Here is a 14298-nt window from a genome sequence, read left to right on the forward strand (position 1 = left end):
ATTTTATTGACAAAAATAATAGTTTTTGCTATCATACATCTAATTTAATAAAGAGAAGTAAAACGGTGTGTGATTTAAGAAAAACAAAATTAATAGATAAAATAAGTTCACTAGAACTATATAAATACTCAATATTTTTTAGGAATTATATAGAAAATGTAGCAGAGGATTGTCTCAAGAATGGACTTGTTCTTGAGAGTTCTGGCCGCAATGTTAGTGAATTTGAGCTTGATAGGTTAAAAGTACAGCTTAAAAATGCTCTACTTAATTGTATAATAAGCTACCGTTTCCATGGGATTGGATATGTTTTAGTAAAAACCAAAGATACCCTAATAGACCTCGAACAACCCGTTAATATAGAATTACCTATTGGTTTTGAATACCTTGATTATGAATATGTAAGAGATTTGGGAGTTGATTTTGATCATATAACCTACAGAGTAAAATCCAGCAATAAGAACAATTCTTTAGACGCAGTTAAAATACATAAAAGTCGACTTATCATATATGAAAACTTTGATTATATCTTAAAAAGATATGTTCCGTGTTATACAGAAAGCTTTTTGCTAGATATTTATTTATTTGAAAAGATATACGTTGAAATAGAAAAACGTATTGAAAACCACAATTTTTTGTTTTACAAAGATGAATCTTTAGTGCAGCTACAAGACGCACTCTCTAGTGCAACAACTTCTTTAAGTGCACTTACTCAAGGCAATAATGATAGGGGAAGTGGCATTTTATCTTCTTTTTTGAGAAAACAAAATTCGAACAATCATAGTAAAGATATATCTAATTTAAGAAACCTTAATGACTCATTAGCACAAGAACTTGCTAGGTTAAAAAGCAATCTAAATAATGAGGGAATGTTTTATACAGCTACTCCGAGTGCTAGTTTAGAGGTTATTAAATACGACCTTAGCTACTTAAAGGAGGCTTTAGCCTTGATTAAGGCAAAAATTGGTGCAGATACTAAAGAACCCCTAACTAGAAGTTTTAATGAGCAGGCTAAAGGACTGGGAAATGATGGTAAAGGTGATAGGAGTAATTATTACGATTTTCTAAAGGGTGTACAAGAACAAGTTGAGAACTCTTGTAATTTAAAACTTACAAAGTATTTTGGGCTTGATATGAAGTTTAATTCACTGATTATGTTAAGTGAAGAAGAAAAAGTAGAAAGAGATATAAAGCTAATTGAGCTTTACAGTAAATATAACCAGCTTATACAGAGTAGCGCATTTAATAATGAGGAGTTAGCGATTTTAAAAGAGAAATTATTCTCATTTTGAGAAAAGGAGTTAAAAGATGACAGAGAGAGAAGAAAAAGAAGACTTGCAGGCACAAGATAAAGAGGAACAGCAAAATAAGGTTGATACTAAAGTTATAAGTGTGCAGGAATTTGAAGAGTACATGCGTTTTAAAGAACAACAGGCAAGTAGTAAATCTAAAGAGACAAGTAGAGATTTAAGTATAAATGAGCGAATAACAAAAGAACTTGCAGAAGTTGAAGAACGAGAGCGTGTTGAAAAGCAATTATTGCTAGAGGCAGAGCGAATTAATGAAATTGATACACTTGCAAAAGCCCATCTTAGCAACCATTTTAACAAGGAAGTGTTACTTGCAAAAGGATACACACTGAAAGACATTATGCAAGCACAACGTAGAGAGCTTGTTCGTAAGTTTGTTCCAATTGAGCAAATTAAAGCTATTGCTAAAGCATCAGATATAAGTCATATCGATGGGGAAATACTAGAACAACTTGTTTCTTTAGCAAAAGTGAATATTAAATTAAGAAAAAATGCGAGTAGTAATTCTTCTTCTATTGACTCTATTAAGGGGAATATTATTGCCAAATCTGAAGATAGAGCAAGTTTACTTGATTCTAGTTTTGTACCAATTAATTTTACAGAATTTGTACAAGCGATAAGTAATACATACAAGCAAAGACGAATTCAATTTTATGAGAATCTAAAAAGACATAAAAGAACAAGTATTGCTTAAAGGAGTTTTTAATGAGTGATATAACAAAAATCAAACAAGAGTTTGATAAAAAAGTTGCAGAAATTCAAGCATTAATGAAAAATCCCCAACAAGATGCGGGGTTACTTAGTAATTCTATTGATTTTAGAGACCAAAATCTAATTTTTTCTAATTCTGGTGGAGTTTGTACTAGTAGTAAAGACAAAATAGAAAATTATCCTGCTAAAGGGTATCCGTATAAACGGGGGGTTAAGCTTAGTTTTGGCGATGGAACAACCGAACTAGAAGTTGAGGCTGGTGGTGGAGATGATTTATATGGAGTGTGTTCCGATATAGATGAGTTTAGTGGTATGGCAACTGTAATACCAATTACAAATAACTTTACAGGATATTTAACACTAAAGAAAGATGGACAAAATAGTGTAAATCCAGGAGATAAATTAAATTTTAATCAACATGGAGAACTGGAAAAGGCTACAGGGGGTCAAAAGACTGTTAATGCAATAGCACTTTCAAAAGCACATAAATTAACCGAGGAATTATTTATAGTGCTTGCTAGTGTATTTGGGAATAGAGCAATAAAAGGGTAATAAAATATGGCGTTAAAAGGTAACGTGCAAGTAGAAAATTTTGGGGCTGTTGAGGACCCGCAGTTAGATTTAGGGGCACAAGTTCCCGCTGCTCCTAGAGCTAAACGGCAAGCAAGACAAGCTGAGGATGCACAAGGGGAAGACCCATATTTGGATGCAATTAACGAGCTTGATGATGTCCTTTTGAAATTCAAGAAATATGTAAAATCGATGAGTTCAATTGAAAATAAGGTTTTTAGCAGTTCAAGCAGTTGTTTTAAATCCAAAAATGAGCGAGTTGATGCATATTCATTTGCATGTTCAAGTTATACAGACAAAATAGAGGAATACCTTTACGACCCAGTGAATAGTTTTCCATACAAGCGTGGGGTTAAACTTGTTCCAAAAGAGAACTCTATATATGTGGAAGTTGGAGCTGATACTGATATGTATGGGATATGTGTAGATGTATGTGAGTTTAGTTGTACCGCGTATGTATTGCCAATTACTAACAATTTTGAAGGGTATCTTGTTACAAGAAATCCAAGTATAAAAATAGGAGAAATACTAGACATAAATAATAACGGAGTTATTATCAAGGCTGGAGGTGGGCCACCAACCGCAATGAATATATATGCTCTATCTGATTCATTTACAATCAATTTTGCACCCGAAGATAAAAATCAAGATCAAAATAGATATCCTAGGCAAGAGTATTCTATTAATTTTATAAAAGTTGCAATTTTTGGCAATAGAGGCCTTGAGAAAATAGTAATACCTGATGGTGGTTAAATCTTAATCGAATAAAAGGAGGTAAATAAATGGGAGATACAACGCAATTGGTAAAAGAGTATCAAGAGAAAAGAAGTAAACTGGAAAAGTTTATGAAAAATCCCCAACATGACGCTGGTTTTATTAGCAATTTTAATGAATTTAGAGACAAAAATGTGAAATTTTTTGCTTCTGGAGGCACTAGAACTAGTAAGTTTGATAAATTGGAAAATCATCCATTTTCTGGGTATCCATACAAGCGTGGAGTAAAAAGAGTTATTCAAGAAGCACAAGAAAATCATAGTCACTACGAACCTCATGTTGAGGCTGGTGGAGGTGAGGACTTATATGGAATATGCATTGATATAGATGAGTTTAGTAAAACAGCCACTATTGTACCAATTACCAATAATTTTGAGGGCTATTTAGTAGCAAAAGATTCTACGGTTAAAGTAAAAGACAAACTTATTTTTAATAAAGACGGTGCCCTTGAAAAGGTTGCTGGAGCGGCAAATAAAACTGCTATTAATGCAACAGCATTGTCTGATGCAAAGCAAATTAGCAATGAGGTTTATTTAGTAAAAGTAGCTGTATTTGGAAATAAAGCTATGAGTAGAAATTAATAAAATTTGGGAGGATTTAATATGGAATTATTTGATGAAAATTATTATGCAAAAGCTGTGGCCAATATCATAGGAGAAGTTAAAGATCCTATTATGTATAAATGGTTTTCGCCTGATCAAATTGAAGATGTTGATCTACAAATGGGATATCAAAAAACCGTAAAATGGGACGCGTTTTTAAATGCTAATCCTACAACAATTGCTAATGAGGTTAATACTATCTCAACTATTGGTTTTAGTTCTGAAGTGGTAAGACTTAATTATTTAAAATTACAGTATAAATTTAGACATTTAAAACAAACCTCTGAGAAATTTTATACTTCAGACTCATATATTGGGGACATTAATAACAATTTACTTCCTTTTGCTCAAGCTTATAAGCTTGCAAGCAGTGAAATTATCAAACTTATTAATCACTTTGTACTAACTGGGACTGTTTCGATTCAAAAAGATGGGAAAAATCAAAAACGCCTACTTCCAAATATGTATGGACTACTTAATATGCCCGAGCAGATAAAAGAAGAAGTTCAAAGTGGTGATAAAGATAAAATGGATAAAATCTTTGAAAAAATTGAGGCTGGACTTTCAAAGTTAGAACTAGGCGACGAATTTTCCACACCGATGATGGTAATAGTTGACCCAGCAACGTCACTTAAACTAGTAAAACCATACGCAGCAGCACAGGGTGCAGCAAGTAGTTGTGAAAAATGGGAAGATGTTTTAATTCAAACTATTAAGGCTATTAATAATAGAGAAGATGTTTACATTGAAACTTCAAACTTGCTGAAACATAAAATACTCATTTATCCACTAAATTCTGAACTTATTAAATTTAAACCTAGCAAGTATATGCTACCTACACCGAATGAACAAGTTGATAAAGACTCAACTGATATAGCTCATTCATACATTGATTTTGTTTTAGGCGGGTTACTTGCTACTAGAAAAACTATTTTACAAGTTAACATAAAGCAAAGCTAAAAGTATAAGGTAAGTGAAAATGAGTGAACAAGAAAACTTACAAGCACAAGCTGAGGGAGAAGAAGAACTTTTAGTAACAAAACTTCATACAGAAGTGTTATTGCTATTAGGAATAGACAAATTTGCATTAAGCAGGCAAAATTTTCTACTTCATTTATCTTTACTTCAAGCTATTCTAGTAACGCGTGGTATTGATGCAAGTTCACTTACATATGAACAAATATTTTTACTTACTTTTTACCATATGGGTTGTCAATTAAGAAAACAAGGCGTTGTTCGAGAATTTGAATTTGATAGGATCAAAAAAGAGAAATTCAATGAACTTGAACTTGATTATTATCCTAGTAGTAGTGGGAGCGAAGAAGGTGGTGAAGGAGGTTGTGGATCAAACAAGAATTTTTGTTCACAACTTGATGCATTTTTAGAAAAACTGAAAAGAGAAACTTCAACGCCATCTTGTGTGGGGGTTGTCTAATGAATGGTGTTAGAAAAAGACTTTCAGACATGTCTTTCCGCATGATCAACGTATTTAAAGACCCGCAACCCTTAAAGTTTTATAAAGGTGATGTTGTAAAGCTTGAAAATGATTCTTCTTATCAGAGAGTATTTGACAAAAATAAATACACTGAATTTGCGGGGGTTATTATTGACATAAGGCCACAAGAACTTGCAATGCTTTATGATTCGGATATGTCTGATATTCAAGGGTATTCTAAACTTTACACATATCAAGACCTTAACTTTGAGCTTAAAGACCGAATATCAATTGCAGATTTAGTTTATTTTGAAATATTTAGCATTGACTCTTCAATCGGATATTTTACTTTAGTTTTAAAGGAATTTATATGGACAAGCTAGAATTTAAAATGGAATTAGAAATTGGATGGTTTGGTGGTCGTGCAGGAATTGCTAGAATGCATGAGAAAGGTGGCAGCAATTTACCAGCAAGAAAACATTTAACCAAAATTGCTGGTAGTTCTGAATTTAGAGAATATATCAATAATAGTTATATAAATTCTAAGTTTAATCTTGACCCCAAATCGGGAATGGAGGCTATTGGACAAGCTTTTATAAGGTACTATGAAAATTATCTATTATCAGCACAAGTCACTCCAGCCTTAAAGGCTAATACAATTAAAAGCAAGCATAAAAGGGGGAGTAACACCGCAGCAATTCCACTTGTTGATACAGCCAAAATGTTATCAGAAATTACTTATAAGGTAACACTTGAATGATTTTTACTTTAGATATGGTTTTAAACCATTTAACTCAAATATTCAAAGGGTTTAAGGCGTATGCAACTGAAAATAATTTTGAGTGCGATATCATAAATACTTACAATCACCCGTACCTTTCAAAAATCACAGCTGTTAGCTCAAATATAATAGCATTGAAATTTGATGGTACAGAAAATCTATTTGATCATAATTCTAGAGCCGGTGCATTTTATGAAAATGCTTTGGAATTCAGTTTAAATTTTCAAATATATATTATTGCAATAGTGTTAAATGCTAAAGACTTTGACGCTAATTCACGCATGTTAATGCTTTATGGTATGCTTAGCAATTTCCTACATAATAAAGCCCATAAGTATACTTTAGAAAGTCAATCACAACCCGAATATATTAGTAAAATTAATTTCTACATTTACCCAACATCTAATATGCAAACAGTTGGGCTAATTAATTTAGGCACAAAATATAGCAACCATGCATACAGTGCATCTATAGCATTCAATGCTAGTGTAAAAGCAATTGAAATTTTAAAGGAGGAATACGAAATTGCCGCAAGATACAATTAGTGTAAGTTTAGTTGACTCTAGAATTCAAGCTAGTAGGCCCAATTATTATAATCCACTTTTGGTTTACAAAACAGCCAAAATTAAAGTTAATAAAGATGCTGCTAACTTTATAACATTGAATTTAACCGTTAATAACTATGAAAAACAAATTGAAACTTTGGAAAAAGATAATGGGAATGGACAAGATCAGTTTGGGAAAGAAAAAACACTGCTTAAAACCGCAATGTCTAATTTTTTCAATTCAAGTGAAGAATCATTAAAATCTGCTGTTCTTTTTATTTATAAGGATAAACCCGAAGAGTTAAAAAAATATCTTAAAGTACATAGACACACTTTTGTTGTACTTATAAATACTGAGGGTGATAATTCCGATGATGGACTTAAGATTTATAAAGATGATTATGATAAGTTTAAAACACCTTCAATTTTTTTTGTATTCTCAACTAAAGAACAAGAAATAAAAGAACTTTTCAAGGATAAAAGCAATACTGAAAAAGAAAGAAATATTGTTGTTTACAGTAACAATAAAGATAACTTACACCTCAAATTTGTAAGTCAATATCTGCATCAAGCAAGTATTTCCCATTCTGTAAATCCTTATGGCATGTCACTAGCTGCTACACCACTTGTTGATGATACTGTAATTGGAAAGTTGCGAACTGCAAAAATCAACTTTTATTCACTTCTAAATGAAACTGGACTTGATGGTGTACCCGCCTTTAAAGAGGGTGTCGATCTAGCTGGAAGTGCAATAGATGAACAGTTTACATATCACTATATAAAAAATGAAGCGATTATTGAGCTTATTAGAATTTGGAATAAAAACAATAGACAAAACAGCAAATTATCTGCACTACAACTTAGTGGCGCTAGAGACAATGCATATACTTCAGCAATTGAATGCCTACTTAAACGGTTTGTAGATAGAGGGCTGATTATACAGTATAAAAATTTAAATCTTACTATTTCTCCTACACCACAACTTAAATTAGAACTTAGTGTGAATATTACTTATAACTTTAGCATTAATGCTGTTGCTTTAGTAATTACTACTCAAGATATAGTTGATTATCAAAATAGTTTAAGTGCTTAAAAGGGGGTTAAAATGCAATTTTATGATTTAAGAGAAGTTTATTTTTCAATTGGTGGTACGCAGTTACATAGTGGCAAACTAGAGCTTACAAGTGAGCCTACAACAAGAGCAGTGATTAGTAGTGAAGATAAAGGTATGCCTGTAATAAGCTTAAGAGATCCCAAAACTATAACTTATGTTTTCAACATTGAAGTTACTTTGGGTAGTCATGATTACATTTTGTTAACTGAACTTTCTGATGAACAGTTTTACAACATGGATGTGAGAAAAGATGATAAAATGCTTGATTTAGCGTTCAATGATAGAATTGCTACCAAAATTATTTCTAACTATGCAATTTTTACTGAAGAACCTTCAAGAAGTTATTCTGCTGAGGCTGAAAAAGTTACTTTTGAAATTAGGGCTATTAATTGCCAAAAAACCAAACCAAACAACACTTAAAAGGAGAGTTTTCTTATGATAATGAGATATAAAATGAAAATTTTAACTAAAAATAAAACTTATGAATATCCGCTAAGAGTATTGCCGGTCTATGAATGGGATAGGGTACTCGGATTTAATCAAAGTGACGCTGTTTTAAAGCTTAATGAGGTTAAATACTTAAGAGAAATCACAAGCTTAATGATAAGTCCAAAATTTTTAGACGAATTCTATGTGATTTTGGATCAAAATAGAGAATTTATTTCTTATTATAAAGACTATCTTGTTGCAATAATTTACACTGCACAATTTAATACTTTTCATTTAGACAGTGATCTAAAAAAACCCGCTTTAGTATATTTGAGTGAGTATGAAAATAATGTTGGTGATTTTGTTACTTTTGATTATATTAATGAAAATTTTGATTATGAAAAAGTAGCCACTTCACTTTCATCAATTACATCAAATTCTAATGAACTGGTTGCTAAATGAACAAAAGAAATAGAGATATTGATAAAGCTATTGCAAGTCTTAATGAGACTAGAAAAAAGTATTTTAACTTGCTTGACGAGATTAAGAACGATAAATACTATTTTCCAGTAATTATGAATATTTGCTCATATGATGATGTAAAGAAATTGCCTTATGACGAGCTTTTAGAGGTAAATAGACTTGCTGATATTAAATTAGAAAAAGAATTGTATGAGTTGATTTTAAGCAAGTGAGGGCTTAGTGAGCGACAAATTCACCATTAAATTTAAGGGAATTCTTGATCATGCTGCAACAAAAAAGGCTATTGAACAAGATATTTCCAAAATGGAAAAATATCTTAAACCCAGAAACTCAAACTTGGGAAGTACTAAAGATATTGTAAAAAATAATTTGTCGGACAAGAAAAAAGAACTTAGCAGACAATCTAAATTTGAAAGCTTAAGAGAGCGTGTTGAGAAATACAGACTTACACAAACTAAAAAGCTTGTAAAACAAGGTATGGGTTTTGAGAAAGCTAGAAAAGAGGCTTTCAGAAGATCTTTAATGTCTGATAAAGACAAAAGACGCCTTGAGTATAAAGAACTTGCAAAAGAATCAAAAGCAAAAAGTAAAATGCTCGCGGCCTCTCAAGGAAAAGGACTTGTTGCCAAAATTGCAATAGGTAGTGCCCTAGGGAATATCATTAGCAATGCTATGAGTAAAGTTGGAGGAGGCCTTTTAGGTTTTGCTAAAAAAGCAGTTGAAGAAAACACCAAAACTAAAAGAACAGAACTTCTCAATAGCGCGTTTTATGGTGATCCAGAAGAGAAAAAGAGTCTTTTGGGGATTCTTAAGGGAATGAAAGGGTTTGAACGCGATTTAGAAAAAGAAGAATTCTTAAATCAAGCAAGTGTCTTTAAGGGCACTCTAAGGGACTTAGATATGTTAAATGAAACTAATTTGAAAAACGCAGTGGAATTTTCAGCTATGCTTAAATCCAGTGGTGCTATGAGTAGTGAAGATGCTGTAAAAGCTGTTAATAGTCTTCTTGGGGGTGATGGAAGCGAACTTTTTGAACTATTAAAAAAATCCGGTGTTGGCGACAAATATATAGAAGATGCCAAAATGGCCTGGCAAAGTGGGGCTCAAGTAGATCTAGAGTCTAGAATTACTAAGATGATGGAAATGATGACGGATTTTAAATCTTTTGGCCTTACACAAAAAGTCAATAATGCTGAGAGTATTCAGAGTAATTTGGCCTCAGCTGAGCAAACTCTTCAAAACTTAACCAATACTGTTTTGGACCCAATACTTAAATTAATTGATAAGATAACTAAGTACTTTAATGGCTTTACGTTTCAAACACACATTATTGAACCCTTTTTTAAAGGACTAAAAAGTCTTTTTGCTAAGTTACCAGTAGTTGGTAGATTTTTTAAAGAGAAACCTGAGTCTACCCCCAATTCACCTAAATCTAAAACAGAAAATAATCAAAATCAAGACAATGCTAACAACACACCATAATTTTTACAAAGGGTAATACTTATGACAAGTAACAAAAAAATTGCTAACAATGTAATTAACAAATTAGATATTAATAATGAAATTATTAACAATAATGATATTGAAAAGAAAAAATTCGAAGAAAAAATCAAGGATATTGAAAAGAAAGAAATCAGGGAAATTACTCGAATAATACGAGATGTAATAACTCAAATATTTGCTCTTTTTGGTGCAGATAATTTTTTAGTGTTATTCCCCAGAATGGATTTAAAAGGTTTTGGATATGTTCCTCAATTGTTTTTTATAAAACCAAAAACGGAGCTCATAACACGTACTTATAATACCAGTTGTTCTAAAAGACCGGTTATCAACTATTATGATAGAAAAGCGGAATATGTTAGCTACAATCCAGTAATGACTGGTGAAAACATATCATTAAGCGGTGGAATACTCACATCCTTATATAAGGATATGCTTTCTCTACTCAAAATGACTGTTTTTGGCAATACTATGTTACGTTTTGACGCTAATCTTGCAAAAGAACAACTGACCAACAGACTTCAAGCTCAAGTTCCCTTTAGTATCTACAGCCCAACTTTTGGCCTTAAAGAATTGGCTGTAATTACAAGTCTTTCGTTTAAGGACACTCCCTGGATTGATGAGGTTGAAGTTAGTCTATCAATAGAAATAGTAAAAACATTTGAATTGGAAAAATATAAAGGATAAAAAATGCTGCTACTACAATATGATTTTAAAATTGAGTTCTACAATGTAGATACATCAAAAGAATCACCCGATGGAATTCCTTTCGCCGAAGAAATTCCTAAAATTATCATTAATACACAAGATGGAATTCATATTGATATTTCCATATCCAACGTGTATTCAAATATTCATACTATAAGTTCTAAACAAGCGAAAGTTGTACTTTGGAATCTTCCTTTAGACTTCACCGACGACATTAAATTCGGAGATATAGTAAAAATATATTATAAGAAATTTGCTCATGAAAAACATTTTGATTTCATAATGGCGGGAACTTTAGGCCCCCCGATGAGCACTGATTATCCAGGCGGAGATTTTAGTGTAGACCTTGATGTTCGTTTATTAACCAAAAGCAACTTTTTTAATCGAAAATTGGAGGGGAAAACGGGTAAAAACTTTAAAGGCAAAACGGTGCAGGAGGCAATAGAATCTGTATTTCCCAATCGCAATATCCTTAATATGGATGAAAAAGATTGTCTTAAAATTATTGACAAAGATATTTATGCCACAACACCAAAAGAGTTTATTGACAAAATAAAAGGAACATATGTTCATAACGTAATAGCCGATATTGGTACTGGTTTACGGGGATATGAATGCTATCTGATATTTACTAATTATATAAAAAAGGGGGAAAATGTCCACTACGAGGCATTAGAAGACTATGGGCTTGAATTTATACCACAACAAGAAATTACTTTGGGTACAACACTCAAAAAAAATCTTATATTTTGGAACGCAAAAACATTTTTCACACATAAGTTAAATGTTGGAGATAAAGTCTCATTTATTGATGGACTAGGAAAAATGATAAAAACCACTATAAAAGAAACAAGTGCTCAACTTAGCAATACAGGAGAGTGTTCATTAATACTTAAGTTAGAAGATGATTCTAATACAACACGTAAAAAATAAAGAGGACTATAATGGATGAAAATTATGAAATTTACAGAATGAACCAGCGTCTTTATGGACAAGCATTGGCTCAAGAAGACATAAAAAATTGGATTTATTCAAACATTTTCATAATTAAAATTGGCACTGTAAAGGAGTTTAAACAACAAACTCAAGAAGCTATTGTTACAATACCCGAATTTGAAGATTTAGAAATTCACACAAAAAATATCTCTAATATCAGTTTAGAATTATCAAAAGGTGATTGCGTTCTACTACTTCAATCAAGCGTTAATATTTTTGATAAAAATGACGATATCCACTTTGACAAACATCATTTTTATATACTTAGTGCAATTAGCCCAAAGACTTTAAATCTTATCTCTGATACTGTTAAAATTAAAGCAAACAATAAAATTGAAATAGCCAATGAAATAACTTCCTTAAAATCAATTCTAGAGAGTATTGTAAGTGCTATTAATGGAATTACTGTAAAAGGAAAAGCGGTCGTTGACTATGCAAGCTTACAAATAGCAACATCTAGAATTAGCAATAATATTAATAGTTTATTTAAGTAATTTTTGCTAAATATGGTATAATTACTAGTATGGATTTAAGATTAGGCAATAATTTTGAATTGGTATTTAATAACGATTTATCGCTTGTTGATGGGATTGATGAACAAAAACAAAGATTTTTGATATTTTTAAAAACCTTAAGGGGTAGTTTAAGCTATGCTCCTCATTGGGGACTGGATTATTTCTTACTTTTAAAACTGTTAAAAATTAACAATCTTCACGCTGTAAAAAATTATTTTCATGAAATATCTAAAGAACTTAATTTAGATTTAACAGACATTTCAACTACTATACAAGACAACAAAGCACATATATCCTTTTTTTTCTCAGGCGATGTTTTGAATATGGAGTTTAATTTATGAGCATAGTTTTCGATTCTGATTTTGGCATTTTAAAACGGACAATTAAGGATATTGTAAGATCGAAAAGAGAATATTTACGCGTAAATTATGGTATTAATATTGACGATAATCAAAGCTCAATTTATAACATTATTGCGTCTTCTTTAGCATTAATTGAAGAAGAAATAATTAATGAGCTTAATCTCTTTTTTTCTAAAATGAAACCGGGCGGCACCTATTGGGCTGCTATTGAAGAACACATTTCTTCTAAAAGCACAACTTACAGTGCTGTTCGCAATGCCTTACTTAATCTTGAGGGAATTGAGTACACTAATATTAAAAGTGCAGCTGGTAAAGCCAACATATATCTAATTTTAAAGGAAACTTTACTAGACGATAGCAAATCCAACATTAACAGTTCTGAATTTAAAGCAAAACTTTGGGAAACATTATATCTAACAACTCCTAGTGGGACTTTACTTGAGGGAGACATAGAAATTGATGGGCTCAATTCAACTGGACAACGCAAATCCTACAAAATATCGCTAGGAAAAAGAAAATATGTTTATATGAAAGTAAAGTATAAACTTGACCTTAAAAACTATCTTTACTTAAACATAGACTCTCAAATTAGGGACATTTATTCTAGGATTATTTCGAATAACTATTCTGATATGGGAATTAGCTTTGAATATCAAGACTTTTTTGCTCCAGTTAATGAAGTTAAAGGAATTAAATTTATGGAAATAAGCGTTTGTATTAAAGACACAGACACTGAAAGTATTTCAAAAATTACTGATAGCGACTTTAATAAAAATCAGGATATTGCCATTAATGATGATACAATACTACTTTTCAATACTACAGATCGATTGCTTATTGACATTGATAGTTAACAAATATGAAAATACCTAATTTATTCAATGGCACTGAAGTTCATAAATTTATAATTACAGAAACCGAGTATGCACAAGCGCTACTTAATGAACTTAAGTTTCTTAATTCTAATTTCATATCCATTAATGCAAAAGAAAATGTAAAATCACGATATATCGCAATATGGATATCTCAAGTTTTATCTATTTTTTATGCAAAAACTCAAACTTTACAAAGTATTACAAGCAATATTAATAGTGTTATTTTTGCTTTACGGCACATTGGTACTGATGAGTCATTTAGACTGATTTTCAGGGCCTTTTTAAATGTAGACATTGAAGTTACTACTCCTGAAGCTGGGGTTATTGATATCTCACTAAAAGGGGTAATAAAAACAAACTTTACCACGTTTATTTCGCCTAGTACTAAAAAGGGAAAACGACTAAAAAAGATAATTCTTAGAGAAAAGAAACCAGGATACGCTGCATCTAAAAAAGCTTTGGTATTTAATTCGCTTCCTAAAGGATATGACCATTCAATTTATGCTTTTATTAAGAGAATTATTCCTATTGGTAGAGTTCTCAAAATTAATAATACAGATGGTAACAATATTATAACTTTTAACAACTAGG

The 14298-nt window shown here is 31.4% G+C and carries 21 protein-coding genes; all 21 read left to right on the plus strand.

What is annotated here, in order from left to right; translation table 11 throughout:
* The first annotated feature begins 65 nt into the window (after nt 1-65).
* From QIA46_RS06355 to QIA46_RS06455, 21 genes are read left to right on the plus strand one after another with little or no spacing between them, the layout of a single operon-like run.
* Nucleotides 66-1289: a phage portal protein gene (locus QIA46_RS06355; protein WP_418906087.1), complete on the plus strand. Its 1224-nt coding sequence runs from the start codon at nt 66-68 to the stop codon at nt 1287-1289.
* Nucleotides 1290-1305: 16 nt separating this feature from the next.
* The gene (locus QIA46_RS06360) at nt 1306-2001 is read left to right on the plus strand and encodes a DUF1357 family protein (RefSeq protein ID WP_418906088.1); all 696 of its coding nucleotides are present in this window, start codon (nt 1306-1308) and stop codon (nt 1999-2001) included.
* 11 nt (nt 2002-2012) lie between these two features.
* Nucleotides 2013-2570: a DUF228 domain-containing protein gene (locus QIA46_RS06365; RefSeq protein WP_012621156.1), complete on the plus strand. Its 558-nt coding sequence runs from the start codon at nt 2013-2015 to the stop codon at nt 2568-2570.
* A gap of 6 nt (nt 2571-2576) precedes the next feature.
* Nucleotides 2577-3341, plus strand: a complete 765-nt coding sequence (locus QIA46_RS06370) for a DUF228 domain-containing protein (protein WP_418906089.1) — start codon at nt 2577-2579, stop codon at nt 3339-3341.
* Between the two features lie 29 nt (nt 3342-3370).
* The gene (locus QIA46_RS06375) at nt 3371-3943 is read left to right on the plus strand and encodes a DUF228 domain-containing protein (protein ID WP_418906090.1); all 573 of its coding nucleotides are present in this window, start codon (nt 3371-3373) and stop codon (nt 3941-3943) included.
* Between the two features lie 21 nt (nt 3944-3964).
* A complete protein-coding gene (locus QIA46_RS06380; RefSeq protein WP_418905993.1) occupies nt 3965-4924 on the plus strand; it encodes a hypothetical protein in 960 nt (319 codons plus the stop codon).
* A 19-nt stretch (nt 4925-4943) separates the two neighbouring features.
* On the plus strand, nt 4944-5399 hold the full coding sequence (locus QIA46_RS06385; RefSeq protein WP_418906036.1) for a DUF3890 domain-containing protein: 456 nt from the start codon (nt 4944-4946) through the stop codon (nt 5397-5399).
* The gene (locus QIA46_RS06390; protein WP_418905934.1) at nt 5399-5782 is read left to right on the plus strand and encodes a DUF1506 family protein; all 384 of its coding nucleotides are present in this window, start codon (nt 5399-5401) and stop codon (nt 5780-5782) included. Before QIA46_RS06385 ends, QIA46_RS06390 begins: the two co-directional genes overlap by 1 nt.
* On the plus strand, nt 5770-6159 hold the full coding sequence (locus tag QIA46_RS06395; protein WP_418906091.1) for a hypothetical protein: 390 nt from the start codon (nt 5770-5772) through the stop codon (nt 6157-6159). The genes QIA46_RS06390 and QIA46_RS06395 overlap by 13 nt, the downstream gene beginning before the upstream one ends.
* Entirely contained in the window at nt 6156-6725 is a 570-nt protein-coding gene (locus QIA46_RS06400) for a DUF764 family protein (RefSeq protein WP_418906092.1), read from the plus strand. The genes QIA46_RS06395 and QIA46_RS06400 overlap by 4 nt, the downstream gene beginning before the upstream one ends.
* Nucleotides 6706-7818 carry a DUF787 family protein gene (locus QIA46_RS06405; RefSeq protein WP_418906093.1) on the plus strand — a complete coding sequence of 371 codons (1113 nt, stop codon included), beginning with the start codon at nt 6706-6708 and terminating at the stop codon, nt 7816-7818. Before QIA46_RS06400 ends, QIA46_RS06405 begins: the two co-directional genes overlap by 20 nt.
* A gap of 12 nt (nt 7819-7830) precedes the next feature.
* Nucleotides 7831-8259: a DUF1463 domain-containing protein gene (locus QIA46_RS06410; protein WP_012644790.1), complete on the plus strand. Its 429-nt coding sequence runs from the start codon at nt 7831-7833 to the stop codon at nt 8257-8259.
* A gap of 15 nt (nt 8260-8274) precedes the next feature.
* Nucleotides 8275-8730 carry a DUF1473 family protein gene (locus QIA46_RS06415; RefSeq protein ID WP_418905997.1) on the plus strand — a complete coding sequence of 152 codons (456 nt, stop codon included), beginning with the start codon at nt 8275-8277 and terminating at the stop codon, nt 8728-8730.
* Nucleotides 8727-8963 (plus strand): DUF1322 family protein, encoded by a 237-nt coding sequence (locus QIA46_RS06420; protein WP_418905998.1) that lies wholly within the window; start codon nt 8727-8729, stop codon nt 8961-8963. Before QIA46_RS06415 ends, QIA46_RS06420 begins: the two co-directional genes overlap by 4 nt.
* 7 nt (nt 8964-8970) lie before the next feature.
* Nucleotides 8971-10233: a DUF759 family protein gene (locus QIA46_RS06425; protein ID WP_418905999.1), complete on the plus strand. Its 1263-nt coding sequence runs from the start codon at nt 8971-8973 to the stop codon at nt 10231-10233.
* Nucleotides 10234-10254: 21 nt separating this feature from the next.
* Nucleotides 10255-10938 carry a DUF792 family protein gene (locus QIA46_RS06430; protein ID WP_418906000.1) on the plus strand — a complete coding sequence of 228 codons (684 nt, stop codon included), beginning with the start codon at nt 10255-10257 and terminating at the stop codon, nt 10936-10938.
* A gap of 3 nt (nt 10939-10941) precedes the next feature.
* Nucleotides 10942-11892: a DUF693 family protein gene (locus tag QIA46_RS06435; RefSeq protein WP_418906001.1), complete on the plus strand. Its 951-nt coding sequence runs from the start codon at nt 10942-10944 to the stop codon at nt 11890-11892.
* Nucleotides 11893-11903: 11 nt separating this feature from the next.
* Entirely contained in the window at nt 11904-12449 is a 546-nt protein-coding gene (locus QIA46_RS06440) for a DUF777 family protein (protein WP_418906002.1), read from the plus strand.
* 29 nt (nt 12450-12478) lie between these two features.
* Nucleotides 12479-12811 (plus strand): DUF2634 domain-containing protein, encoded by a 333-nt coding sequence (locus QIA46_RS06445; protein WP_418905911.1) that lies wholly within the window; start codon nt 12479-12481, stop codon nt 12809-12811.
* Complete coding sequence (locus QIA46_RS06450) at nt 12808-13686, plus strand: DUF276 domain-containing protein (protein ID WP_418905974.1); 879 nt, start codon at nt 12808-12810, stop codon at nt 13684-13686. Before QIA46_RS06445 ends, QIA46_RS06450 begins: the two co-directional genes overlap by 4 nt.
* A gap of 5 nt (nt 13687-13691) precedes the next feature.
* A complete protein-coding gene (locus QIA46_RS06455) occupies nt 13692-14297 on the plus strand; it encodes a DUF735 family protein (protein ID WP_418906003.1) in 606 nt (201 codons plus the stop codon).
* The last annotated feature ends 1 nt before the right edge of the window (nt 14298 follow it).

Origin of the sequence: Borreliella carolinensis (genome assembly GCF_032595855.2) — a bacterium.
GTDB classification, from domain to species: domain Bacteria; phylum Spirochaetota; class Spirochaetia; order Borreliales; family Borreliaceae; genus Borreliella; species Borreliella carolinensis.